Source organism: Alteromonas sp. KC3, assembly GCF_016756315.1.
Taxonomy (GTDB): Bacteria; Pseudomonadota; Gammaproteobacteria; order Enterobacterales; family Alteromonadaceae; genus Alteromonas.
This window is the reverse complement of the sequence record NZ_AP024235.1, coordinates 874,647-899,240: the sequence shown is the minus strand read 5'-3', so window position 1 is coordinate 899,240 and position 24,594 is coordinate 874,647. Positions and strand designations below refer to the sequence as shown.

Genomic DNA, 24,594 nt, shown 5'->3' with positions numbered 1-24,594 from the left:
TATGAACTATAGAGATTTTCTATTTGTGTGACAACGACCTAATGACATTAAGGTGTATGGTTTTGGACTTTGAGTTTGGGTATTGAGGTTTGAGCTTTGAAGCTTGGGTTTTAAAATTTGGGATCTTAGTGGCACTTACATCTGTTTTGAAAATGGTCTGCGCTATGTTGAGCAAGCCATTGCCCATTCACGATGATTGTTAGTGAATGGGCAAGGTTACGGTACGCCAACTTATTTGCTGTAAGAAACGTTAGCAATAGCCTGGCTTTCAATATTTAGGTACTTTTTAATTGCTTCACTGTTTGCACCGTATTGGTCAACGAATTCAGCAACAGACATGCCGTTACAGGTCATTTCGCTGGCAACATACTGCTTATCAACAGCAGACAGTTTAAGCTCTTTATGCAATTTCCATTTGTTACCCGTAGCTGCAGCAACACAAAGATTTGAAGTAACAGAATCATCTGCTGCCTCAATTTGTGTAGAGGCCATAGCAGCACCAGTGAACATAGTAGCAATTGCGACAGTAGCGATAGATTTTACAAGCGTTTTCATAGCACGATTTCCTTATTGAATGACATTGAGTAATGTTTAGTGAATGCACTTGTGTGCAATTTGCTAAACTTATCCAGTCTATTTCAATGACCGCGCCAACTTTTAATTACCCATACAATTCAAAGACTTAAACAAAAAACACCAAAAACAAAGCCAACATCACTCTGTGCCAAAAACCATCAAAATACGCTATTGACTAACATTTAGCGATTTTGACCACTGCTATTTTTCGCCTTTGCAATGAACGTGAACTTGCTACGCACTTTGATATATATTATCCCAATAATTGTCGAGTATTGCGCAAGCCTCACGCAATGGTTTTGCTTTAAATATGTCGTTTGATTGCGAAACAATATTCATACGCACAAGTTTGTTAAGGGCATCGGCCACGTCGAAATCGAGTACGCATTGGTGCTGCTGCATAAACCAGTGCTCAATTTTCTCGTCAAGTTCCTCTGCGCTAATGCCCGTGCTACCGAAGTTAAGCAAAAAGGAATATGCCAACAGCGCCTCTTTGCAATCCTCTTCTTCTGCAGCATCGATAAGGGTGTGAAAAACGCCCGCGTTGTTATCAAGGTTTTTAAAATAGAGATTGTCAGACAAGGCTTTCATAAAGCGAATTTTTCTGTTTTTAAACTTTGTCCACTCTTTGAAAATAAAGCTTCCGAAGACGCCCATACCAATACCAAAGGTCATTAAACTTTGCGTAGTAAGCGTCACTTCTTCATCTCTTAACCCTAGCCAAAACGCCACTACTGACGCCATTAAAATAAGCGATGCGCCAAGCTTAGTAACCAATACTACCGTGCCTCCTACTGCCGCCGACGCGCCAATAATCAGCTTGTCTAGTGGTCTCATGCGCACTTCGCTGTTGGGAAACAGCATTTCCAAATCGGCTTTTGGGACGTTCTGAAAAAGCTTCACTATGGTTGAGCCGGGCGTAAAAGTGAGTGATTTTCGGTTATTTTGATTAAAGTAATCTGCGTCTTTAAACGTAATGTATACCGCTACGCGATCGTAGTGCGTAAACTCAATTTTTCTTTTTCTTAGCCCCCACCACTGACGAAGTGTTTCTGTTTTAACTGACTCTCCACGACGGTAGAACACAACGTCTTCAAAATCGTCAAACTGTACTTCTAAGCGCACTTTAAATAACGACTCTTCATTAAGCGCTTCTCTTAGGTCTTCGTCAGTAACTTTCTCAAAATTTGCAGCGTCGAGCAGTTCTGCAAAGCCCGACGAAAATGCCTGTTTGCTTGTTTGTAAGTCAGTATGAGTTATCTGACCTATCACGCGAGTATCACGGTTAGGATCAAACAGCGCATAGTTATCTTTAAGATGTTCTAAACGATTGTGATAATCGTAGTGAATGCGGCTCACTAAAAGCTTTGCGAACGTGTCGAATTGATTGGCATTCTCTATATCAGGCGATTCAGTAAGGTCTTCGCACAATGTAATAACATCATGCTTTCTAAAAGGAATATAGCGTTCTCGCGTCATTGTATTTTTCTTATTCCCGAGCATTAACAAATGAGGTTAAAGCAATGTGGTACAGCAAAGCTAGACCGAACTCAAGTTTCAGTTCCCACATTACATCTAAGGTATAAACATCACCACTTCATAGATATTCATCATTTTATGTGCATCACGATTTGGTATACTGCGCCGATGAGTTATCCCGTTCCCGCCAATCAGGTTGAAACCCTGTACGAAATTAAGAAAAGCAAGTTTATTGCTTTTGCTGCCTTTGCGAATTCTCGCGAAAGTGCCATGGCGCTGTTAGACAGCGTTAAGCAACAATACCCGGACGCACGCCACCATTGTTGGGCCTATGTATTTGGTAGCCCAAATATGCCCACTAGTGCAGCCATGGCCGATGACGGTGAACCTAGCGGTACTGCGGGGAAACCTATTCTTAATGTGCTACAACACAAAGACATTGGTGACATCATGATTATTGTCACACGTTACTTTGGTGGTATTAAACTGGGTGCAGGCGGATTAGTACGAGCCTATTCAGCGGCTGCACAGCAAGCAATTGACGAATTAGAGATACGCCAAGAAATAAGCTTAGAAGATGTGTTTGTAGAGGTTGATTTTAAGCATGAACAATTTGTGCGCCACTTGGTAGAACAAGCTTCAGGCGATATAGCACAGTGCGATTATTCCCACTGTGTAGATATGCACATAAAGCTGCCTGCCACCGAAGTGGCAGGATTTAAAGCGCACATGGCACCTGTCGCGATGAGTGTAAAATCGTCGCGTTAGCTAGAGAGTTAAAACTGACTCACGCTATGCCTTATACGTGCCACGGATAGGGTAATTGTTGTCTGGATTTCTTATAAACTCTAACCCTGAAACCAACTGCTCTAGATCGGGGCGTACAAATGGTGCGTTGGCTATTTCAGCAATATGAATCTCGTTATTCTCGTTGAGCACAAATAACGCAGGTTCAGCAAAGTTATGATCCGTTTCTTTTTCTGAACGAGGCGTTGAGATGTAAAGCCCTAGTGTCTCCATGTCTTGCTGAGTTAGGCCGTAAGCAATAGGAAAACTGATGGAGAGATCTTTCATATGCTCTTCAAGTTGCGCTTTGCTGTCTCCACTAACAGCAACTAAGTCGACGTTTAATTCTCGTAGCCGACCTTTGAATTCTTCAAGCTTGTTGAGATATTTAGTACAGATTGGACAGTGCTTTCCCCGAAACACTACAACCATTTTCCAGTCACATCCTTCTTGCTTGTCAGCAAGTGCGACAACCTCATCTGAAGACGATTTAACCGTAATATCGGGGAATTGAGTAGCGGGGTGCAATTTCTGTGTATACATATCGAGTTCCTTAGCAATAATAATTCGTAAATCCTTCACAAAAGCGATGAATGCTTCACTTTTATTTTGAAGTATCATTTATTGCTACGCTGATTCGTCATAATAGATCGGCACAATGAAGTAGCACCTACGAAAAGTGTGGTAAAACAGCGTGATATTAAAGTACTGTTTACGCCGTTTACTATTGTGATTGAAAGCGGTGCGCGACACGATTCAGGTAAGTGCAGCCGGTATGTTTATCACTATACCGGTTAAAATACAGCGGCCCAAAGCCCGTATTTAGTCTGCTTCACTGATTTGTTTTAGACGTGTAGCGCTGTTATCACACCAAAAGCAATTTTCTGCAGGCTTACGTTTAATCGCTTGGGTAAAAGCCTGCTTAGCCGGTGCATACTGCCCGTTTATAAAATACGCTTCTCCTAGACTGTCCCATAAATTACCGTCGTCGCTGTAGAGTTCGACATTCAGCAGTAACAGGGCTATTGCGTCGTTATATCGTTCATGATCCACTAACCGCAAACCGGCACGATTCAAAATACGCTTGTTATCAATCTTGCTGGCAAAATTTTTCTGTAACACTGCCTTTTTGTGCTCAGGGCTACCGGTTGTGTTTAGCGATAGTCCTACAATTTGGCTGGTGATGCCGGTCTCATAGACTGGTAACGGTTCCTTTTCAAAAAGGTACTGCTCGATGTTATAAGGCAAGGCCATGGTACTTTCCACCAATGCATTTGAGGCAAACAGGATTAATATTTTTTCATCTGGTAACCATCGAAAGTCAAAGTAGTAGGTACCATTTGAGCCATTGTGACCAATAAAAGTGGTTTCCCGTGGGGTTGGCATGACTGCCCAGCCATAACCATAGTGGCTGGTGCCCTCCTCGTTTTCTGCTACATGGGGCTTAAAGAGCTGATCGCGGTATTTTGCAGACAACACCGATTCACTCTGTAGCGCTTGTGCCCACAGATACATATCATTCATGGTGGACAGCATGCCGCCATTTCCTTTCAGTGGCCAGGCGATAGCTGCATCCTCAAAGTACTTATCCCGGGTACTACCAGTCTCTACTTCGCCAAACAAATACCCTGCAGCCGCAGGGAGTTCCGCCAATACCGGATTAAGATAACCGGTATGGTACATACCGGCTGGCTCAAACAAGGCCTTTTGAAGGTACTCTTCGTAAGACACCCCGCTTACCAGCTCAATGATCCGCGCCAGAATACTGTAACCAGCATTTGAATAGGCATAGCCTTCACCTGGTGCAAAATAAAGCGGTAAAGCAAACAGCCGGTTAAAAAACTCATCGGTCGGGACGTGTGTAAAATCACTCGCTCCAATGCCATTGGCAATACCAGCTGAATGGGTAAGGAGCTGATGCAGAGTGATAGCTTGTTTATCTTCGGGCAGGCTGTTAAAAAACCGGCTAATTGGCGTTGCAGTGCTTAGTTTGCCCTGTTGTACAAGATGCATCACTGCAGCGGCGGTAAACTGCTTGGTTACAGAACCGGTATCAAACAAGGTATCGGCGGTAATAGGCGTACTCCCCTGTCGCTCTGTTTTTCCGTAACCTTTATTTAAACGAAGCTTACCGTCTTCAGCAATTAATACGGCGCCGCTGAAACCGTTGTTCTTAGCAGTCGTTAAATACTGATCGAGCTTATTTAAGTCGGATGCATCGGCGGCGGACACCATGGGGCTGGTTGTTATCACCAGGGCAAGTAGGGCTATTTTGAGTGAACGCATTACCAACTCCGTTTCAGGTGCTTTTTAGTAGAGTCGCAGACGCAGACCAAAAAGTTTTTATTGTTGCTGCTGTTGTTTAATCGTCTGCCACTAAGAAACATAACAGTTGTATAGTGGCTGGTCGAATAGGTAAAAATCAATCTTAAGTGTGGATGCAAATTGTAAACAAGCGTTAATGTCCACGCTTGCCGCTCAAACACGAAAAAGCTAAAAGCATCTGCCGGAACATTTATGAAATTTTATACCGTCAGGTTCTGTCAGCTATGGTTGGGATTAGCTCTTGGAAATGTTGCTCTTTCTGAAAGTAAAAAAGCAGCCCTAGGGCTGCTTTGATTCTTTGTCTTTCGCAATTACTACTGAGAGAATTATTACTGAACGTAACCCTCGTTAGCTTTCACCGTCAGAGGGTGATAGCCCGGCTTCGCTTCTTCAAACGCACGTTTCGCAAAGGCTTTGCCTTCTGGCGTTTTAGACAATTCGCGATAAAGCGGCTTAACCAGCTTATTGCGACCAATAGTGACTAAATAGCTATATAGACGTTCAAAGGCAGGTTGGTAGTTGTTCTCAACTGCAATCATTAGCCAGCTGTGCGCTATTTCATTGTTTTGCGTTGACGTTAATGAGAATGCAGCATCAAGTTCTGCAAGCTGCTCTGCACTTAGCGACTTTGGCATGTTGTTAAGGAAGTATAACCACTCATGCACTGTCCACTGTGCAGTATCGATATCAGCCGCATTTACTTCACTGGCAAGCCATGCATTGCGCGTAGTGTCTATTTTTACAAACGCATCTGATTCAGGCTTAGGGGCACCTTCTGGAATACCCGGTTCGAATATCCAGGTGTTAATACGCTTGGCATCTAGCTTATCAGGATACTGTTTTAGTAACGTATCTTCTAAGTAAGTGATAAAGGTGTCGGTTGTAATGCTCTTGAACGCGAAGTCTTTAAAGTATTGCATTAAGAATGCATCAAAGTTTTCACGACCAATCTTGTGCTCAATTTCGCGTAAAAACAACGCGCCTTTTTCATAAGGGATATTTGAAAATACGTCGTCTGGATTGCGGCCGCGTAGGTCGATTGCCAGTATCTCATCGTTGGCGTCTAGCGCAGCAACATCATTTTGTAAGTCTTGGTATCCCAATACCGCTTCTTTCTTAAAACGATCATGTCCGTAGATCATTTCCATAATGCGATAAGTTAAATAAGTGGTGAAACCTTCATTTAGCCAAAGGTCGCGCCACGTTGCATTAGTTACAGTATTGCCAGACCAACTGTGTGCAAGTTCATGTGCAATTAACGACACTAAGCTCTTATCACCTGCGATAACGGTTGGGGTGATAAAGGATAAACGCGGGTTTTCCATACCGCCAAAAGGGAAAGAAGGAGGAAGAATTAACAAATCGTAGCGATCCCATTGGTATGGACCATATGTTTCTTCAGTCACTTCTAGCATGGCTTCCGTGTCTTCGAACTCTTTTGCCGCGCTTTCTAACAATGCAGGTTCAGCATATACGCCCGTGCGCTCGCCCATTGCTTTAAACTCTAGGTCGCCAATAGCTAACGCAATAAGGTATGACGGAATAGGCTGAGGCATAGTGAATTCGTACTCACCGTCGCGCTCTGTTGTTGGATCATTTGAAGCACTCATTACAGCCAATAACGACTTCGGCGTTTTGATCGTGGCATCATAAGTAACGCGCACTTGAGGCGAGTCTTGAAGTGGAATAAAACTACGCGCATGCACGGCTTGTGCTTGGGTAAACAAGAAAGGGTGTTGTTTACCGGCAGTTTGCGCGGGAGTTAACCACTGTACGCCCGACGCTTCTGGCGACGTTGAATAAGCTACCGTTACACTGTTTACGCCTTCTGGTAGAGTGATTGAAAGCGGTGTACCTAAATCATCATCAACCTTGCCCATTTCAAATGCGATATCGCTACCTTGCGCCGTTACACTCCTGATATCAAGTGCACGCGTATCAAGCACAAGTGTATTGTTTTCAGGAGCAGTGCGTTCAACGTCTAAGGTCACTTCACCAATAAGCTGTTTGGTATCGAAGTCTGCTGTAAGGTCAATAGTTAAATGCTTTACTCGAACTTCGTCTGGATTAGCAAAGGAGTGATAATCAACACCAGAGGCAATCTCAGCGTGTGAGTTCAACGCTTGGTCTGTACCCTGAGTTGTATCTTGCGTGGTATTTTGAACAGCGCTATCTTTGGCGCCTTGCGCTTGAGAGGCGACGTCGCTATTTTCGCTGCAAGCAAAAAGTACTGGCATGCTTATACACGCTGCCAGTAATCCATATTTATTCATGTGACTTCCTAAAGGTAGTGATAACACGGTTCATGTTATCAAGCCTTTAGGAATCACGCGAATATTAAGCGACTATTACACGAATAGTACGATGTATTTACTTAACTGAAATATCTACTTCAATGTTGCCGCGAGTAGCGTTTGAGTAAGGGCAAACCTGATGCGCAGTGTCAACGAGTGCCTGTGCTTGCGCTTTGTCCATGTCGCCTAAATCAACCGTAAGTTTAACCGCAATAGCAAAGCCTTGCTCGATAGGACCAATGGATACGTCACCCGTTACATTAATGTCGTCGGCCAATTTAATTTTCTGTGCCGCAGCCACGTGCTTAAGCGCACCAATAAAACACGCAGAGTAACCCGCTGCGAACATTTGCTCAGGGTTAGTGCCCTCTCCGCCTGCACCGCCCAGTTCTTTTGGTGTAGATAGTTGAAGTGATAGCTTGCCGTCACTTGATTTTGCTGTACCTTCACGACCACCCGTCGCAGTTGCTGTGCCGGTATAAACCACTTGTTGAAGCTTGTGCATAAGTGCTCTCCTTTCGTTCATAAATTTGGTGCGCTTGGCATACTAAAACTTACCTTACCAAACCCACATACTTTGCATGCAAAATAAATTAACACCATCCCATCTTGCAGATCAAGTACTTTGCATGCAAAATATAAAATCATTTTTTAACGAGGCCGTACCATGTCTGAACTCCTAAAATTAGAAAATCAGTTATGTCATCGGTTTTATACATTGTCGAATGCCTTTACACGGGCATACCGGCCCTTGCTGAAAACCCTTGATATAACCTACCCTCAGTACGTCACGTTAATGGCGCTTTGGGAAAACGACGATATCACTATCGCGAACTTGTTAGAGGTCACTGACATCGACGGTGGTGCCATGTCGCTTATCTTAAAGAAGCTTGAAGCAAAGGGCTTTTTAACTGTCATTAAAGACGACAACGACAAACGCGTGCGACGGGTAAAACTTACGACCGAAGGTATAGCGAAAAAAGCGGTTGCTGAAGAAGTTCCCACACAGATGCTATGTAAACTACAGGGGATGACGAAAGAGGAAAGCCACATGCTAAGAGACTTACTTGATAAGCTCGGTGGATGTTTTTCGCAATCAGCCTCTGACGATAACCTGTAAAATGTCACTGCATTGTCATCACATTTTGCGCTCAGTTTGCTATTATCAACGTATTGAGCGAACAAGTGTTCGCCTAAAAAGCGTGTTTTTTCTGACGTTATTTCGCGATTAGATGTATCAATGCACGCTGTAAGGCAAAAACAGCACTTAGCAATATTAGTAATGTCATTAGCAATATCAGTGGAGCCAGCATGACGACTTCAAATGCGTTTACGCAAACTGCCAATGCCGCAAAAGAAAAAGCGAAGCAAATTCCCGCCAAAGCGTATTCTGTTGTGGAAGAATGGCTCAATAGCATCAGCCATGGTGCGGGATTAATTGCGGCTATTGTTGGTTTGTTTTTTATGCTCTATCGAGCCGACAATACGCTAGAGTTGACCACCGCTGCCATATACGGATCTACGCTGATATTAATGTTCCTAAGCTCTACCTTGTATCACGCCATTTCACATCACAAAGCCAAAAGCTGGCTTAAGCTTTTTGACCATAGTGCAATATATTTGTTGATAGCAGGTACTTACACACCTTTATTACTTGTATCCATAGGTGGTGTGCTGGGAATCACTATGACAGCCATTATTTGGTGCTTAGCCATTGCGGGTGTTGCCTTTAAACTTGTGGCACAGCATCGCTTTCCTAAAGTGTCGGTAATGACCTATCTATTAATGGGATGGATAGCATTAGGGCTTATTTATCCGCTCTACATGGCACTACCCGGCGCAGGGCTATGGCTATTGGTAGCAGGCGGTTTGTGCTTTAGCGTAGGCGTATGTTTTTACGTTGCCAAAAAAGTAAAGTACACTCACGCAATATGGCATGTGTTTGTCATTGGTGGTTGTAGTTGTCACTACTTCTCTATCTACTATTTTGTGGTATGACTGCACAGTAAAGTCAATTGTTGTAAACCTTAAAAGGCGAGTATTACTTCGTGGAATCGACGCAAGATACATCAGAAAAGCAACCCAGTATTGCTTGGTTTTCCCTTGGTGCAGGCAAGATCTGTCTTGGAAAGAAACCCACTGATGATGTATACCCTCGTCTAAAAAGTTTAGGGGTTACACACCTTGCCACAGTCCAAACCAGTGAAGAAGATGCGCCTAGAATACGAGATGGTGCTTTAGCAGCGGGCCTTGAATGGCTATGGGTGCCGTTCCTTCACCCTTCTGCAAAGTCGCCTACTGAAGATGTTCACCTGCATCAGTACCTTCATGAACTATCTCAAATGTTAAGTGAAGGTGCGCGTATTTATTTACATTGTGATGGTTCGCAGCACCGCTGCAGCCTGCTTTTCTACGCGCTTTGTCACTACCGCCGAGTACCTTCTAACAGTGCTTATGGCGCGCTTCATAGTTTTGGTGCAAATGCCGCTAACGGTTTGTTGCGCTCTGAATTAGCGTGGGCAGCGGAACTTGGTCACACTGCGCCACGCATTTAGATTACTGCATTAAAAGCTATACACATCGGCATTAGCGAGTAATTTATTCGCATCTATTTTTTCTTGTACGCATTTCACAATATCCGTGCGCGTGAACACATAAATTCTGTCTTTGCGCTGGTTATTTTCACTGGTATCAAAGTCTTTTAAAACCATACTAATGTGTTCATTGTCTGGCAAGCCGCGAAGTCCCGAGCCAAAGCGACAAAGGGTATCGCTCATGCCCACTTCAAACCCGGCTAAGAAGCGCTTATAGGCTTGCTGCTGCTTTTCTTTGCGCTCAGCAAGTTGTTTCTCCTGCTGTTTCTCTAACGCTTTTAATTCTTCTTTCATTGACTTCGCTTTAGCCTCAACTTTTGCAAGTTTTTGCTGAGACATTTCTTTTTCAGCTAATAGTTCCTTTTTTCTTTCCTCATCAGCATGACGAAGTTCAAACGTAATGTCGCGAAGCTGACGTTCAGCTTCTCTTGATTCCCATGCCATCTCTCGTTGCATAGCGCGCAAATCTCTCACTCGCTCATGGCTTTCAGAGAAGGCCTCGGCAAAACGCATACTCGTTGCATCAGCATAAGCCTCCCATTCCCGCGTGGCTTCAAACACAATATCATCAATGTTTTCAAGCGAGCCTGTTAAGTTGGGTGTTGGTGGCTCTGGCGGCGCTGGTGGCGTCATTACTACCAGTCCTTCAACCATGGTTTCAATATCTCGTATCCAAGAGCTGCTTTGGCCGCGAACATTCAACGTGAATACCGCCCCCTGTCCAGCTAAATAGCTCGTTTCTATGTTACTTACGCGCCAATTATCTGAAGATGCATTTTGACGTAGCGACGTTTTTAGCACGCCGGACATAATTTCTAGTTCGTTAGCTAACTCATCATACTTTGCTGTGTTTTGAGCAAAGGCCAAACTACCCGTGGTGCATAGCACTAATGCGGTTAATAAACGTTTCATAATTCCACCTACCTGTTTAAACTTTAGGTTTAGTCTTCTAACGAAGGCTGCGTGTTGTTTACTGGATAAGAAGATGCTCCTGCGCCACTTGCACCACTTGGCGTAAGCACAGCACTGTACCCCATCTCCATATCATCAATTTCATCTTGAAGTCTGCTGAACTGTCGTGCATAAAAACGCTGATCGTCTATGCGCTGATCGTTAATAAACTTCAATAGTTCTGCAAAATCTTGCTTGCGCTCTTCGCGGCTAGAGGCCAGCAGATATTTGGTCAACTCCGCGCTATTTTGCTGTTGCTGACTAGACAATGCTTGAGCGTACTCTTTAAACAGAGACTGATTAGCCTGCTGATAGAATTCTCGCTGTTCGCCCAATGCTTCAGCGACTTTTTTAGCAACAAGTTCATCAATGTCATTTTGACCCATAGGCGCCTGTGAAGGTTGATTTGCGCTTTGCGAGAAAGTAAGCGCAATACCACTATCGTTAAATGATAATTGCGCTCCACTTAGCACCACTACCATCGCACAGGCAGACATTGCCATTGCAATGCCTGGTAGCGAGAACCATGGGCTTTTATCAGCACGAGGATTGCTACCGAAATACGTTGCCTCTTTATTCCACTGTGGCACATGTGGGGCAGCAAAATTGTCTGCAAAGTTGTTAAGCATTTCGCTGGTTTCAACTCGGGCAGCAAATTCACTGTCTGTTTCAACAAGCTCATTAAATACAGCTTGTTGCTCTTTGCTTAGTTCGCCGTCAATAAACGCAGCGAATAGCACTTCTTTTTCTTGTAAAGTCATTGTTCTAACTCCAACTTTAACTTAGCCAATGCAGCGTAAAGTCTAGATTTCGCCGTATTGGTAGAGATGTCCATTTGCTCGGCTATTTCTTCAAACGTGAAGTGCCCAAAAAACTTTAATTCAACCACGGCTTTTTGACTTAAACTCAATTGCTGCATTGCTTGCGTCAATGCTCGACTCTCTCTATTACTGTTGAGTTGCATTTCAGGGCACGGCGCTTCACTTATCGGCGTGGCTACATCGTCAATGTCGGTATGTGGACGGCGTTTTCGATATAGCTCAACACAGCGACAATGGGCAATGCGATACAACCAACTCTTAAAGCTACCCTCCCCCTTAAAGCAAGCGAGACTGCGAAACACAGAGATAAATATCTCTTGCATTAAATCTGCGGCGTCGTGGCTATTTCCTGTCATGCGAAGCCCGTATTGATACATGGCTGATTCGTAGCGAGAAATAAGCGTAAACCACGCTTTTTTGTTTCCTTTTAATGCCTGTTCCACGAGTTTTTCATCTCGTTTCGTAAACACGGCGTTCCCCGTTTTGTTGTTGATCTCTTTAACTTAATCATTAAGTCGAGGGCGTGGGTAAAAAAGTTTGTACTTTTTTGCTTTTTTTTGGAAAAAGAGTGAATTGGGCAAATACGTGGATGGCGTGTCAGTATTAACACGCCGTAAAAATGATTTGCTAGGGTGTGCTATTTAAGCGTTGGAATGGGTAGTAATGGAGAAATGATTTCACCGATACGACGGAAAAGCTGCATACGTGTTGTACCCGAACGCCATACTAAACCAATTTCTCTATATCCCTGTTCTTCTGCAGGAAAGCTCTTTAGGCCCGTGTGCTCTAAGATAGATTGGTTTAATGCAAGCTCTGGCAAAAAGGTATACCCCATCTTACTGTTGGCTAACTGTACCAACGTGTAAAGGCTACTTGCAGCTACTTTACTGATTTGATCGCTATGCTGCAGGTTACATGCACTCACCGCATGTCCTGTCATACAGTGCTCTTGCTGCAACAAAAATATGCTTTTCTTTGGCAGTGTTGAAATATCAACTGGGTTTGGCAGCTTTTCAGCCATTTCCTCATGGGCTATTAAGTGAAATGGGTCATGACCAAGAATCATTTGCTTACACCCAGACGTTTCCATTGGCAGTGCAAGAATAAGTAAGTCTAAACGTCCATCGGTAAGCTGCTGTAATAGCTTCTCGGTAGTATCTTCTTGCATTTCCAGGTTAATTTCAGGCAAGAACGCACTGAACGCGCCCATCATACCTTCAAATAAGAATGGTGCAATTGTGGGTATAACACCTAACTTCAATGTGCCACGCTGCCAATTGCCAGCATTTTGCGCATACTCCACCAATTCACCGGCTTCTTGAAGCAGTACTTTACTGCGCTCGACAATGTCTAAACCCAATGAAGTGAATACGAATGTTTTATGCTCACGCTCTAGTAATTGACTACCAAAATGCTCTTCTAAGTTTTGAATTGCCGTGCTTAGTGTCGACTGGCTCACATTACAGCGTTGCGCTGCTCTGTGAAAATGCTGTTCTTGGTGAAGCGTAACTAAGTAATGTAGGTGCTTAAGATTCGGCCACTTCATAGGCTTCTCACAGTAAAATAAAAATGAATTAAAATAGAAAGGTTTAATCTAACATAAAGATTATAAACAACCCAACTCAAACTCGCGCCCCATGCACACGGTAACAATCTTTACCGTTTTAAGAATTCGTCAAGCGGTGGCTGGAAAGTGCAGAAAAGTAGGGTTAGGATAAATACAGTCAGTGTATTCTCGCTTCAAGCAAGCTCGTAGTGGATTGCTTTTCTACTACTTAATCTTTTTGCCACAGAGGACGCCATGAAAGGCCATTATAAGAATATTCTATGTGTCTTAACCGACTCCCATCGTCAAGATGATACCGTGGCACAAGCCATTCATATCGCAAAGGCCCACCAAGCCAATCTTACTATTATGCTTTCTCTGGAAGCATTACCGCCTAATGCCAGTATGGTAATGGAATCTTTTTCCTATATTGATTCGCAGCAAACTATGGAGACGCAGGCAAATCATTGGCTTAGCGAACAAGCCCAAAGTTGGGGTAAGCAATACCATGTATCGACTCAAGTGACCGTCGGCCAGCCCCTTATCGATGTAGTGAGCTATGTGCTTGAACACAAAATCGATTTAGTGATTAAGCGCGCAGAGGAAAGTTTTTTGGACAAGCTGTTTGGCAGCTTAGATATGCGCTTATTTAGAAAATGTCCATGTCCAGTATGGATTATCAACCATCAGCCGCGCAGCCAGTACAAAAATGTTGTTGCGGCACTCGATTTAAACTACCACTATCCCGAACATGAAGTGGCGATACGACGCGATCTAAACCGCGATATTTTGCGTCATGCAAGCCAAATAGCGCTGTTGGAGTTTGCACAACTTCACATCGTACACGTGTTCGATGCGGTGCCAGAAAATATTGCAAGAGATGGTTTTATTACCGTAGATAACGATCGTATGGAAACCGACCTTGCTAAAATCCATTCAGAGCGTGAAGAAGAACTCGATAGCCTGCTCACGGAACTTGGCGAAGAGTTAGATGACGATGTACTTGATTATCTTAAACCTCAAAAACACATTGTGCATGGTTACCCGCGAAGAGAAATAGCCGCCACTACAACGTCACTTGATACCGACATTATTGTTATGGGGACCGTTGCACGCTTAGGCGTTCCAGGCTTTATTATGGGCGGAACTGCTGAGGAAACGATTCATCAGCTAAAATGCGCTGTAGTAGGCGTTAAACCGCGCGGTTTTGAAACGCCAATTGCAGTGAAAAAATAAACGCGTTGTATGCTTGTTCGCGTTCAGTAGCAATGCGAGAAGGCTAATACACCACAAATAAAAATGCCGCCAAGGTTCCCCTTAGCGGCATTTTTGTATTATCGGCTATCCGATGGATTGCGTTTATTACGATTATTCTACGCCAAACGCGGCTTTCAAAATGAAGAAGAAAATAATCGACAATATTGCTCCAGCCGGAAGCGTAACTATCCAAGACACCACGATATTTCTAACAATACCCAGATTAAGTGCCGAAACGCCTCGCGCTAAACCTACACCCAATACTGCACCAACCAAGGTTTGTGTTGTTGAGATAGGTAAACCAGTACCTGATGCGATAACAACTGTACATGCAGCAGCAAGCTCTGCGGCAAAACCTCTACTTGGCGTTAAATGCGTAATACCTTGACCAATAGTTTTGATAACGCGATGGCCAAACAGCGCCAGACCGGCCACAATGCCCAGACCGCCTAACGGTAATATCCAAGGAGCAAGTGTCGCACTTGAGTTTATTTCACCACCGCTGCTAACCACACTTACTACTGCAGCTAATGGCCCGATAGCGTTGGCCACATCGTTTGAGCCATGCGCAAATGCCATACAGCACGCGGTAACCACCATAAGAAGTGCAAACACTTTTTCCACATTGGCTGCTTGTAAGTCAGCATCCTCTGAACCACTGAATTTCATACGGCCAATAAACCATTTTCCAAGAAACGCCAGCAATACAGCAATGCCTATAGCGAGCAAGTATCCGTTAGTTGCGCTTAGTTCTAGGCCTACGTGCTTTAGACCTTTCTTGATGGTAACAAGCGACATTACAAAGCCTGCCAACGCCATATAGAAAGGCACATATCGCTTTGCATTCTCAAAAGGCGATTGAGTCTGAAAAATGAGTTTGTGTGCACTCATAAAAATAAGGTACGCAATGACACCAGATATCGCAGGAGTGACTACCCAGCTCCCCACAATACCGCCCACTTTATCCCATGAAACGGCATCCATGCTTACGCCTGTTGCCGTAAACCCGATAATTGCCCCAATAATAGAATGGGTAGTAGACACTGGCCAACCCAACCATGACGCCACAGCAAGCCATATACCGGCTGCGAATAATGACGAGATCATACCCAATACCAAATATTCAGGTATATCTATGAAATAAGTAGAGTCGATAATCCCTTTTCGAATTGTCGAGGTTACTTCCCCACCAGCAAGGTAGGCACCAGCAAACTCGAATATCATCGCGATGATAATTGCTTGTTTTATAGTTAAAGCTTTAGAACCTACTGACGTACCCATTGCGTTAGCAACGTCATTCGCTCCAATACCCCATGCCATGACGAAACCAACGCCAGCGGCAAGAAGAATAAGAATTAGGCCGTAACTTTCAAAAAATTCCACGGATAATCGCTCCCGATCTAAACGCGATTTAGGCTGGATGCTACATGATTACGTAGCATGGTCTCTGGGCCACATAGGCTAGAGACAAAAGTTAAAGACAAATTGTGTTTTATCATAAGGTTCGATTAAATTTTGCACGATCTGTTCTTGGCTGCGGCGCATGATAACGTAATCGTCTTCGAAGCCATAGTGAAAATCACTGAAAAACGATAAAAGAGTACTGAATTATTACTATGCGATGATAAAACAACCAAATATTGCAGTTTTATGACATATAAATTTCACTGCAGATTGAATTTAGACTATTCAACGCAAAATTGCGTTGACCAATTGGACAAGATTACGTCAAATCTTCTATCTTTTGCTGAATATTTTCCAGTGGCGTGTGACGAACATCAGTGCCTCTTGTTAAGTAGACAACGTACTCGCACACGTTTTTACACCTATCACCAATACGTTCTAATGAGCGCAATGCCCAAAGCACATCAAGCCAGTCTTGCATGTCTTCGGTACTTTTTTCCATCTCGTGGGTGGTGTAAGTCAGTAGCTTCTTGTACTCACTGTCGATTCGGTTATCTTGATCGTATACCGCTAATGCGGCGTCTTCGTCTTGGCGAGCAAACGCATCAAATGTACCGCGCATCATTGCTGCGACACGCTCACCTATTAGTAGCATACTGCTTCTGATAGTGTCTGAAGAAGGTAGCTTGTTTCGTGTAACCAGTTTGGCAATGCGTTCAATTTCATCACCCATTCTTTCTATATCGGTAATGGCTTTAGAAATCGTCATGATTAGACGTAAGTCACTGGCAGTAGGATGGCGTTTGGCAATAATACGCAAGCATTCTTCGTCAATTTGCACTTCCATTGAGTTGATTTTTAAATCGTTGAGTACAACTTTTTCTGCTAAGCCTGCGTGATTATGTTTAACCGCTTTAAGCGTATCTACGAGCTGCTGCTCTACTTCGCCACCCATAGTAAGTACTGAATTACGCAAGTTTTCCAGTTCTATGTTAAACGTACCAGAGATGTGAGTATTTAAAGCAACTTGGCGCATTTCACTGCCTCTTCTGACTGTTTAGACCCAACGCGCTTGCGTTGAGTACACTTTTCCCATGACCACTTGTAAGATGACTTACCAAGTAACTAGCCATAGCGTCCGGTAATATAATCTTCTGTTTGTTTCTTATCAGGCATCGTAAACAACGTATCGCTATCAGCGTATTCCACTAATCTTCCCTGATGGAAAAACGCGGTGTAATCACTTACACGCGCTGCTTGTTGCATATTGTGCGTCACAATAATAATAGTGCACTGCTTTTTTAATGAATCCATCAATTCTTCAATAAACAAGGTGGTGAGTGGATCCAACGCTGATGTAGGTTCATCTAAAAGCAAAATATCGGGTTTAAGTGCTAACGCTCTGGCGATGACAAGGCGTTGCTGCTGTCCCCCCGAAAGTACGTGGGCAGATTCGAACAGCCTGTCTTTTACCTCGTTCCAAAGGGCCGCCTGTTTAAGTGCACCTTCAACTGCATCATCTAAATGACGTCGTACTTTAATGCCTTGAAGCTTTAATCCATAACATACGTTTTCGTAAATGCTCATAGGGAACGGGTTTGGTCGCTGAAATACCATACCCACTTTGGTTCGAAGGCGCGACACATTGACTTTTCGACTGTTGATATCTCTACCATCAATGATGATTTCTCCACTGTATTTACAGCCGTCATACAAGTCATTCAAACGGTTAAAACAGCTGATCAACGTCGATTTTCCGCAACCACTTTGCCCAATCAAAGCTGTGATCTTATTTTTTGGTATTCGCATGCTGATATCATCCAGCACATGCTTGTTACCAAACCATAAGTTGAGATTTTTAACCTCAACTGCGGTTTGCTCTTCGCTTATATCATTGACGTTAAGCGTATGGTGTTCAAACAACTTAAGCATGATTATCCTTTGAGATAGCGTCTGCGTAAGCGGGTTCTGAGAATGACCGCCAGTATATTCAGTACAAAAACAACCAGTAAAAGCAATAAACACGCAGCAAACATCATGCTGGCACTTTTACCATCGGTTTGACTGTGAAAAGCACCGTCGTAGATGAGCACGCCTAGGTGCATAAACTGCCTATCTAAATGCAAATAGGGAAACTCGCCATCAATAGGTAAACTTGGTGCGAATTTGACTGCCCCTACCAACATAAGTGGTGCCACTTCGCCAGCAGCCCGTGCGATTGCCAGTATTACGCCAGTCATGATCCCCGGTGATGCAATGGGCAGTATGGTTCGTACAATCGTTTCCATTTTTGTCGCGCCCAAGGCATAACTTCCCGCTTTTAACCCTTCGGGCACCCGTCGTAAACCTTCTTCTGTCGCCACAATAACCACCGGCAATGTCAAAATAGCCATGGTTAACGCCGCCCAAAACACACCGGGACTCCCCATGGTCGGGGCAGGTAGTTTGTCGCTAAACAATAGCTCATCAATACTGCCACCTAAGGTGTAGACGAAGAAGCCTAGACCGAATACGCCATAAACGATTGAGGGTACGCCAGCCATGTTACTGACACTTACCCGTATTACGGTAGTAAGCGCATTGTGAGGCGCATACTCGCTTAAATATATTGCCGCGAGCACGCCAAATGGCGTTACGATAATGGTCATCAAAAACACCATTAACACCGTCCCAAACAACGCCGGAAACACACCGCCTGACGTATTCGCTTGCTTCGGCGAGTCCGTTAGGAAAACTCCAATTTCACTTAAGACCACCTTCCACTTTTCAAACGTGCTCAGTCGGCTTACAAAATCTACGTCTTGAATACGGGATATGGGCAGTGAGAAGCTACTGCCACCTGCAAAGGTAACCTGAAGCTGATATTCATTGCGCCTTGCCTCATACCCTAACACTTCAGTTTGGTAATACTTAAACGTAGCGACCAATTTTTCTCTGGCTGGCGCATCGTCATCAACATTGCGAATATCAAACTCAGAGAGTGCCTCGTGAATAGGCGCTAAATGCTGTGTATTTATCGTTTCTATCTGTTCGGTAATCAGCGCGACGTCATCTGCAATAGCATCAAGTGTCGAAAGCGGTGCGCGGTCGTTCTCTGGCGTAATAATGTATTGGGGTATCGCAAGCACTCTTCGGCCATCGTTGAGTTTGATTTCAGCACTGTTAAATGCCAATACCATTTCATCCATATCGCTTCTTTCAATTCGCATTTGCGAACCATATGGGAAATGCTCATTTGAGTACTTTAGAGTAACTTCAGAGTCTGATACATCGTCGTACACATTGGCCAATACTGAATACTGTCCTTCTTCGCCGGTCATCGTGATTCGATAAATAGGCTCTGGCCAAAAATACGCGGTCCCTCGATAAGTGATGAGGATCAGTACGCTAACTAATGCGATCAGCAACAAACTCGTAAAGAATGCCGTTAAACTGATGACGAGTGATTGTCGCTGAACTGGATTTAAGCCTGTAAGAGAAGGATTAGCCAATGAAGACCCTCCCTTTAATGCGTTGACGCATTAGCTCGGCAGCAGTATTTACCAAAAAGGTAAATGCAAACAAAATACAAGCCGTAAAAAAGAGAATTTGATAGTGTGCTGACGACACGTCCGCCTCAGGAAGCTCAATAGCTAAGTTCGCAGTAAGTGCTCGCAAACCTTCAATTAATCCCCAGCTAGATATTGGCGTATTTCCCGTCACCATAAGTACTATCATTGTTTCGCCAAATGCACGCCCAAACCCCAACATGATTGCCGCTACTATGCCCGGTAGCGCTACATGAATAACCACATGCAACAAGGTTTGTAATCGGGTAGCCCCTAGGGCAAACGACGCGTATTTAAGGTCATTCGGAACACCATTAATTGCATCTTCGGCCAGTGAATAAATACTCGGAGAGATAGCCACACCGAGGGCAAGAGCAACAACAATTGTCGTTTTACCTATTGGACTTTCTGATTCAGCAGCAAGCAAGGTAAAACCATCAACGCCTAATAATGAAAAGATTAACGAGGGCGCTAATTCAACGCTGATGTATCCTAGAACAAACACACCGCCCACCGCAAAGAGTAACTCTGCCCCATGTCTAAAGCGTTTTGGAAGCAGTTCAGCCACAGGACGTTGAACTACCGCTACACCGATAAGCACAAATGGAATGACGACAAGGAAGAAGCCGAATGAAAACAAAAATTGCTCAGCTTTAGGCGATAACCAAATAGCGGCAATAAAACCGATTAAAACACTTGGGATCGCTTCTAATAGTTCGATGGCGGGTTTAAGTACATTGCGCAGCTTACTCTTAGCGAAAAATGCCGTATAAATAGCGGCGCCAATCGCGACAGGAATGGCGATAAGTAACGCCAGTAACGACGCTTTAATGCTGCCAATTAATAACGGCGTAAGACTAAATTTAGCCTCTTGATAGTCAGATGCACTGGTTGTTTGCCAAACCGTTTCATCGTCATGATACCCCTCGTAGTGCTGAGGGCTGAATAGTGAAGACCACGTCGTTATGCCACTTAAGTCATTTCCCTGCCAGATAGTAAGTGAGTTATCGGTATTGCCATAAAGCTTATCGCCATACCACGCCAACGCATTGGCCTGCGTCTTTATCTTCTGTGCCGTTACCACTTCTCCAGATACGCGATTAATAAGCAAAATACGATGTTTGTTGGTAAGAATGGCGATCAGGTTCATGCTGGCGTGCTCAGCTACATCTAGCACGTTTTCATTTTTGTTAAGCACAAGTTCGTAAGTCTTCTCGAAACGGCTACCTAGTTCGTCTCTCACCACCACCCAACGCGATACCGTTTGGTTAAGGGGATTAGCTAGAAAAAACGTTCTCTGCTTCTCTAAACCAAATAACCTCATTTCGCTGTTAAACGCAATAACACCTCTGGTAGCGTTGCTCAGTGTACTGTCTTCATCGCGCAAACGATTTATCATTAATGCGCTACCTGACTGAATTAATACGCTTTCGCTGCCTGGCATCAATAAATAGCGGGGCGAACTTTCAAAACTGCGATCGATGACATTGGTAGGTTGCTGACGGTTTATCCATCTAACCCATAGTCCGTCAGCATGCTCGATAGCAACCACAACCCACTTGGCAGACAGTGCAATACGCCATGCGCTTCGCTGCTCCCATCGCTTTTTAGGAAGTGCAAACGCAATAAAATTTGTCATCAGAGACTGCGATAAATCCGCAATATCATTTTGCCCTGTCGCACTTTTGCCCGTATTAAAATAGCGAACAGGCATGATTCTGACCTGTGCGTTAGGCGATACGTCTACAATAAAGTTTTCACCCATTAAGCTTAATGTTGCCAGCTCGTACTCACAGGGCCTGATGTAGTCGTGTTGGCTTAAAAGCGTATTGTTTGAAAGCGTGCTTAGACCTAATCGACAACCCTGTTTTCTGACTAAGATGGGCTGCCCATTAACCACATCGCCAGAGCGCAAAATACGCTGACCGTTGTCTACAGAATGAGTGGCAAGAGGAGTAAGGCTTGGAATATACGCTAAGGGTAACGCTTGGCTTATAAGATGGGTAATAAGAATAACCAGAGTAAGCAGCACTAGGCCACCAAACCCAGTAACAACATAACGTGACCACTTGTCGTTACGTTGGCGCTTTTTGTTAATGCTGTCGCTGTCGAAACTCATTAATAATTCTTATTTATTGAAATTCTTCTTTTAAAAGAGAATTCGGCGAAAATTGCACTGGTGAGCAGTGTAAGTTTTGTTATGCTAATAGCAAGTGAAAGTTTATCACATACCCTATGCGCACTTTCTGATGCGCTATGGTATTACCCTGCAAGAAGACGATCAAAGTTTTTCTTATTTAACCCGCTAAGGAGCGCCGCATGCAATCATTAGTTATAAGCATTATGGGTAAAGACAAGCCTGGCTTGGTAGATTCGCTGGCAAAGTGTGTTTATAAGCATCAGGGCAACTGGCAAGGCTCCAGCTTTGCTCACATGGCTGGCATGTTTACTGGCTTTGTGGAAGTACACGTATCTGAAGATGAAAAGCAAAACCTCATCGACGCTTTAGATTCAATTAAGGATCTTTCTGTTCAATCTGTTGCAGTAGCAACGAGTGGCGAAACCAACTCGACCAAACTCACTGTTGATGTCATGGGTAACGACAAGACAGGTATCGTTCAAGAGCTCACATCGGTGCTCAATCAGTTTAATTTGAACATAGTGACGTTTTCCTCTCATTGCGAAAGCGCACCGAACTGGGGAAGCTTAATCTTTAAAGCAAAAGCCGAAATAGCCGTACCAGCAGATTTTGATGACGACGCGCTACAAGATGCGCTTGAAGCGCTCGCAAACGACTTGGTAGTTGATATAACCGCTAAGCGCTGAGAGTGAGTTAACTGCTGCACATAGCGCCAAATATGTGCGCGCTGTCACAGTAGTGTCACTGACTGATGGCAGTCTTTGACCATTTTTATGAACGTAAATTGAGACATTATGGATAGCGACGTTTTATATTATCCCAAAGAATTGAGTTGGCTGGCGTTTAACGAACGCGTATTGCAAGAAGCCGCTGATAAAAATAACCCTGCTGTTGAGCGCATTCGCTTTTTAGGAATCTATTCAAATAATCTCGATGAGTTTTATCGTGTTCGTGCCGCCGACGTTAAACGTCAAATTACCATTGCACAAAATGACGGTAATGAAGAAGAAGCACAACGCCAAACTGAGCTAATGGCCCAAATTCAGAAAAAAGTGGTGCAACTTTCTGAAAAATTCGACCAGATCCACAAAGATGTTGTACGCGCTCTCGCACGATACAATATTCATATTCTGCGCAAAGACGATTTAGACGATTATCAAAAGCAGTGGGTGCGCAACTTTTTCGTAAACAAAGTGCTTCGCCATATCGCGCCTATTCTCATTGACAAAAAAACTGACTTACTGAGCCGCTTAAACGGTAACTCGGTGTATTTATATGTGGCACTGAGACGAGCAGAACGCAATCCAAAGTTTGCCGTTATTCAGGTGCCTACATCTGAAATGTCGCGCTTTATGCTTATTCCTCCTCAGAAAAGCCGTAAGAAGAAAAGCATTATCATGCTTGATGACATGATTCAGCTTTGTATAGAAGATATTTTTCGCGGTTTCGTGAAGTTTGACGAAATAGAAGCTTTTTCGTTCAAAATGACACGAGACGCAGAATATTCCATCAACGAAGAAATCGACGAAAGCTTTGTTGAAAAGATGTCAGAAAGTATGAAGCAGCGTCTTATAGCTGAACCAGTTCGTGTCATTTACGACAATGATATGCCACAAGATATGCAGCAAGATTTGCGTAAACGTTTGAAAATCACCAAGCTGGATACTATGCACGCGGCTGGTCACTACCGCAACTTTAAAGACTTTATTGGCTTTCCCAACGTTGGTCGAGAATATTTAGAGCATGCGCCACTCCCGGCCATCGACAGTAATGCATTTTCAAAATACAACACCGTATTTGACGCCATTACCGCGCATGATATTTTACTGCATTACCCTTATCACAGGTTCTTGCACTTCACTGAATTCGTGCGTCAGGCCGCGTTTGACCCTAACGTGAAAGCCATTCGCATCAATATTTACCGTGTTGCCAGTAATTCGCGCATCATCAACTCACTGATTGACGCTGTTGATAATGGTAAGAAAGTAACCGTAGTTGTTGAACTTCGTGCGCGTTTTGACGAAGAGGCCAACATTGAATGGTCTAAACGTATGACCGACGCAGGAATTCGCGTTGTACTTGGCGTACCCACACTGAAAATTCACTCTAAGCTATGTATAGTAACCCGTGAAGAGCGCGGTAGCATGGTGAATTACGCCCACTTTGGTACAGGTAACTTCAACGAGAAAACTGCCAAAATTTACACCGACTACAGTCTATTTACGCGCAATCAAGAGTTGGCTGACGAGGGCGTAGCCGTATTTGACCTTATTCAATACCCTTATCGACGCTATAAATTTCAGCACCTGCAAATATCACCATTGAATGCGCGCACCAAAATTCAGTCGTTAATTCGTCAGGAAATTCAGCACCTTAACCAAGGGCACAAAGCGCAAATTACGTTCAAGATTAATAACCTTGTTGATAATGAGCTTATTGATGATTTATATCGCGCAAGCCAAGCCGGTGTAAAAATTCGAGGGATTGTACGTGGTATGTGCTCACTTAACCCGGGGATTAAAGGTATAAGTGACAACATTGAAATTATATCTATTGTTGACCGATTTTTAGAGCACCCACGTGTGATGATATTTGAAGGTGGTGGCGACAGAAAAGTGTATATCTCTTCCGCTGACTGGATGACGCGTAACATGGATAACCGCATTGAAGTTGGTTGCCCGGTATACGATAAGGGACTTCAACAGCGCATTGTTGATATAATGGAGCTACAATTTAAAGATACCCTTAAAGCCCGTGTGATTGACAAGGATCAGAGCAACAAGTACGTTCGCAGGGGTAACCGTAAAAAGCTTCGTTCACAATTAGAGATTTACGACTATTTGAAGAAGCTCGAAGAAAAACTTTAGGAAGTA

General features: G+C 43.8%; 22 protein-coding genes. 7 read left to right on the top strand and 15 right to left on the bottom strand.

What is annotated here, in order from left to right; translation table 11 throughout:
* Nucleotides 1–231 precede the first annotated feature (231 nt).
* Both JN178_RS04015 and JN178_RS04010 read right to left on the bottom strand, forming a co-directional pair.
* Complete coding sequence (locus tag JN178_RS04015; protein ID WP_159623839.1) at nt 232–555, bottom strand: DUF3718 domain-containing protein; 324 nt, start codon at nt 553–555, stop codon at nt 232–234.
* Nucleotides 556–810: 255 nt separating this feature from the next.
* Nucleotides 811–2,055: a TMEM143 family protein gene (locus JN178_RS04010; protein WP_202263922.1), complete on the bottom strand. Its 1,245-nt coding sequence runs from the start codon at nt 2,053–2,055 to the stop codon at nt 811–813.
* Nucleotides 2,056–2,223: 168 nt separating this feature from the next.
* On the opposite strand from JN178_RS04010, the gene JN178_RS04005 reads away from it, so the two are divergent.
* On the top strand, nt 2,224–2,823 hold the full coding sequence (locus JN178_RS04005) for a YigZ family protein (RefSeq protein ID WP_202263920.1): 600 nt from the start codon (nt 2,224–2,226) through the stop codon (nt 2,821–2,823).
* A gap of 24 nt (nt 2,824–2,847) precedes the next feature.
* On the opposite strand, the gene JN178_RS04000 is transcribed toward JN178_RS04005, so the two are convergent.
* The 4 genes from JN178_RS04000 to JN178_RS03985 form a co-directional block, all read right to left on the bottom strand.
* Entirely contained in the window at nt 2,848–3,384 is a 537-nt protein-coding gene (locus JN178_RS04000; RefSeq protein WP_202263918.1) for a peroxiredoxin-like family protein, read from the bottom strand.
* Between the two features lie 279 nt (nt 3,385–3,663).
* Nucleotides 3,664–5,127 (bottom strand): serine hydrolase, encoded by a 1,464-nt coding sequence (locus tag JN178_RS03995; protein WP_202263916.1) that lies wholly within the window; start codon nt 5,125–5,127, stop codon nt 3,664–3,666.
* 368 nt (nt 5,128–5,495) lie between these two features.
* Complete coding sequence (locus JN178_RS03990) at nt 5,496–7,439, bottom strand: M1 family metallopeptidase (RefSeq protein WP_202263914.1); 1,944 nt, start codon at nt 7,437–7,439, stop codon at nt 5,496–5,498.
* Nucleotides 7,440–7,536: 97 nt separating this feature from the next.
* Nucleotides 7,537–7,965: an organic hydroperoxide resistance protein gene (locus JN178_RS03985; RefSeq protein WP_202263912.1), complete on the bottom strand. Its 429-nt coding sequence runs from the start codon at nt 7,963–7,965 to the stop codon at nt 7,537–7,539.
* 162 nt (nt 7,966–8,127) lie between these two features.
* On the opposite strand from JN178_RS03985, the gene JN178_RS03980 reads away from it, so the two are divergent.
* The 3 genes from JN178_RS03980 to JN178_RS03970 all read left to right on the top strand — a co-directional run bounded on the left by JN178_RS03980 (nt 8,128) and on the right by JN178_RS03970 (nt 10,015).
* Entirely contained in the window at nt 8,128–8,580 is a 453-nt protein-coding gene (locus tag JN178_RS03980) for a MarR family winged helix-turn-helix transcriptional regulator (protein ID WP_159623848.1), read from the top strand.
* Between the two features lie 191 nt (nt 8,581–8,771).
* Complete coding sequence (gene trhA, locus JN178_RS03975; protein ID WP_202263910.1) at nt 8,772–9,458, top strand: PAQR family membrane homeostasis protein TrhA; 687 nt, start codon at nt 8,772–8,774, stop codon at nt 9,456–9,458.
* A gap of 50 nt (nt 9,459–9,508) precedes the next feature.
* On the top strand, nt 9,509–10,015 hold the full coding sequence (locus JN178_RS03970; protein WP_159623850.1) for a hypothetical protein: 507 nt from the start codon (nt 9,509–9,511) through the stop codon (nt 10,013–10,015).
* A gap of 9 nt (nt 10,016–10,024) precedes the next feature.
* On the opposite strand, the gene JN178_RS03965 is transcribed toward JN178_RS03970, so the two are convergent.
* From JN178_RS03965 to JN178_RS03950, 4 genes are all read right to left on the bottom strand, one after another.
* Entirely contained in the window at nt 10,025–10,966 is a 942-nt protein-coding gene (locus tag JN178_RS03965; RefSeq protein ID WP_202263900.1) for a hypothetical protein, read from the bottom strand.
* A 29-nt stretch (nt 10,967–10,995) separates the two neighbouring features.
* Nucleotides 10,996–11,766 carry an anti-sigma factor family protein gene (locus JN178_RS03960; protein ID WP_202263897.1) on the bottom strand — a complete coding sequence of 257 codons (771 nt, stop codon included), beginning with the start codon at nt 11,764–11,766 and terminating at the stop codon, nt 10,996–10,998.
* Complete coding sequence (locus tag JN178_RS03955; protein WP_202263895.1) at nt 11,763–12,296, bottom strand: RNA polymerase sigma factor; 534 nt, start codon at nt 12,294–12,296, stop codon at nt 11,763–11,765. The genes JN178_RS03960 and JN178_RS03955 overlap by 4 nt, the downstream gene beginning before the upstream one ends.
* A 167-nt stretch (nt 12,297–12,463) precedes the next feature.
* Nucleotides 12,464–13,372, bottom strand: coding sequence for a hydrogen peroxide-inducible genes activator (locus JN178_RS03950; protein ID WP_202263892.1), 909 nt, complete (start codon nt 13,370–13,372; stop codon nt 12,464–12,466).
* A gap of 255 nt (nt 13,373–13,627) precedes the next feature.
* On the opposite strand from JN178_RS03950, the gene JN178_RS03945 reads away from it, so the two are divergent.
* A complete protein-coding gene (locus tag JN178_RS03945) occupies nt 13,628–14,608 on the top strand; it encodes a universal stress protein (RefSeq protein WP_202263889.1) in 981 nt (326 codons plus the stop codon).
* 132 nt (nt 14,609–14,740) lie between these two features.
* Here the strand turns inward: JN178_RS03945 and JN178_RS03940 are convergent, their stop codons facing one another.
* From JN178_RS03940 to JN178_RS03920, 5 genes are all read right to left on the bottom strand, one after another.
* Nucleotides 14,741–16,012: an inorganic phosphate transporter gene (locus JN178_RS03940; RefSeq protein WP_202263887.1), complete on the bottom strand. Its 1,272-nt coding sequence runs from the start codon at nt 16,010–16,012 to the stop codon at nt 14,741–14,743.
* Nucleotides 16,013–16,352: 340 nt separating this feature from the next.
* On the bottom strand, nt 16,353–17,069 hold the full coding sequence (gene phoU / locus JN178_RS03935) for a phosphate signaling complex protein PhoU (protein ID WP_202263885.1): 717 nt from the start codon (nt 17,067–17,069) through the stop codon (nt 16,353–16,355).
* Between the two features lie 89 nt (nt 17,070–17,158).
* Nucleotides 17,159–17,965 carry a phosphate ABC transporter ATP-binding protein PstB gene (gene pstB, locus JN178_RS03930; protein WP_159623858.1) on the bottom strand — a complete coding sequence of 269 codons (807 nt, stop codon included), beginning with the start codon at nt 17,963–17,965 and terminating at the stop codon, nt 17,159–17,161.
* A gap of 2 nt (nt 17,966–17,967) precedes the next feature.
* Nucleotides 17,968–19,524 carry a phosphate ABC transporter permease PstA gene (pstA, locus tag JN178_RS03925; protein WP_202263883.1) on the bottom strand — a complete coding sequence of 519 codons (1,557 nt, stop codon included), beginning with the start codon at nt 19,522–19,524 and terminating at the stop codon, nt 17,968–17,970.
* Complete coding sequence (locus JN178_RS03920) at nt 19,517–21,700, bottom strand: ABC transporter permease subunit (RefSeq protein WP_202263880.1); 2,184 nt, start codon at nt 21,698–21,700, stop codon at nt 19,517–19,519. Before JN178_RS03920 ends, pstA begins: the two co-directional genes overlap by 8 nt.
* A gap of 200 nt (nt 21,701–21,900) precedes the next feature.
* On the opposite strand from JN178_RS03920, the gene JN178_RS03915 reads away from it, so the two are divergent.
* Both JN178_RS03915 and ppk1 read left to right on the top strand, forming a co-directional pair.
* Nucleotides 21,901–22,407, top strand: a complete 507-nt coding sequence (locus JN178_RS03915; RefSeq protein WP_159623861.1) for a glycine cleavage system protein R — start codon at nt 21,901–21,903, stop codon at nt 22,405–22,407.
* Between the two features lie 108 nt (nt 22,408–22,515).
* Nucleotides 22,516–24,588 (top strand): polyphosphate kinase 1, encoded by a 2,073-nt coding sequence (ppk1, locus tag JN178_RS03910; protein WP_202263878.1) that lies wholly within the window; start codon nt 22,516–22,518, stop codon nt 24,586–24,588.
* The last annotated feature ends 6 nt before the right edge of the window (nt 24,589–24,594 follow it).

Bases quoted from the DNA above. Each gene is read 5' to 3' on its own strand.
- JN178_RS04015 (WP_159623839.1), bottom strand. From the start codon at position 555: ATGAAAACGCTTGTAAAATCTATCGCTACTGTCGCAATTGCTACTATG.
- JN178_RS04010 (WP_202263922.1), bottom strand. From the start codon at position 2,055: ATGACGCGAGAACGCTATATTCCTTTTAGAAAGCATGATGTTATTACA.
- JN178_RS04005 (WP_202263920.1), top strand. From the start codon at position 2,224: ATGAGTTATCCCGTTCCCGCCAATCAGGTTGAAACCCTGTACGAAATT.
- JN178_RS04000 (WP_202263918.1), bottom strand. From the start codon at position 3,384: ATGTATACACAGAAATTGCACCCCGCTACTCAATTCCCCGATATTACG.
- JN178_RS03995 (WP_202263916.1), bottom strand. From the start codon at position 5,127: ATGCGTTCACTCAAAATAGCCCTACTTGCCCTGGTGATAACAACCAGC.
- JN178_RS03990 (WP_202263914.1), bottom strand. From the start codon at position 7,439: ATGAATAAATATGGATTACTGGCAGCGTGTATAAGCATGCCAGTACTT.
- JN178_RS03985 (WP_202263912.1), bottom strand. From the start codon at position 7,965: ATGCACAAGCTTCAACAAGTGGTTTATACCGGCACAGCAACTGCGACG.
- JN178_RS03980 (WP_159623848.1), top strand. From the start codon at position 8,128: ATGTCTGAACTCCTAAAATTAGAAAATCAGTTATGTCATCGGTTTTAT.
- trhA (WP_202263910.1), top strand. From the start codon at position 8,772: ATGACGACTTCAAATGCGTTTACGCAAACTGCCAATGCCGCAAAAGAA.
- JN178_RS03965 (WP_202263900.1), bottom strand. From the start codon at position 10,966: ATGAAACGTTTATTAACCGCATTAGTGCTATGCACCACGGGTAGTTTG.
- JN178_RS03960 (WP_202263897.1), bottom strand. From the start codon at position 11,766: ATGACTTTACAAGAAAAAGAAGTGCTATTCGCTGCGTTTATTGACGGC.
- JN178_RS03950 (WP_202263892.1), bottom strand. From the start codon at position 13,372: ATGAAGTGGCCGAATCTTAAGCACCTACATTACTTAGTTACGCTTCAC.
- JN178_RS03945 (WP_202263889.1), top strand. From the start codon at position 13,628: ATGAAAGGCCATTATAAGAATATTCTATGTGTCTTAACCGACTCCCAT.
- phoU (WP_202263885.1), bottom strand. From the start codon at position 17,069: ATGCGCCAAGTTGCTTTAAATACTCACATCTCTGGTACGTTTAACATA.
- pstB (WP_159623858.1), bottom strand. From the start codon at position 17,965: ATGCTTAAGTTGTTTGAACACCATACGCTTAACGTCAATGATATAAGC.
- JN178_RS03920 (WP_202263880.1), bottom strand. From the start codon at position 21,700: ATGAGTTTCGACAGCGACAGCATTAACAAAAAGCGCCAACGTAACGAC.
- JN178_RS03915 (WP_159623861.1), top strand. From the start codon at position 21,901: ATGCAATCATTAGTTATAAGCATTATGGGTAAAGACAAGCCTGGCTTG.
- ppk1 (WP_202263878.1), top strand. From the start codon at position 22,516: ATGGATAGCGACGTTTTATATTATCCCAAAGAATTGAGTTGGCTGGCG.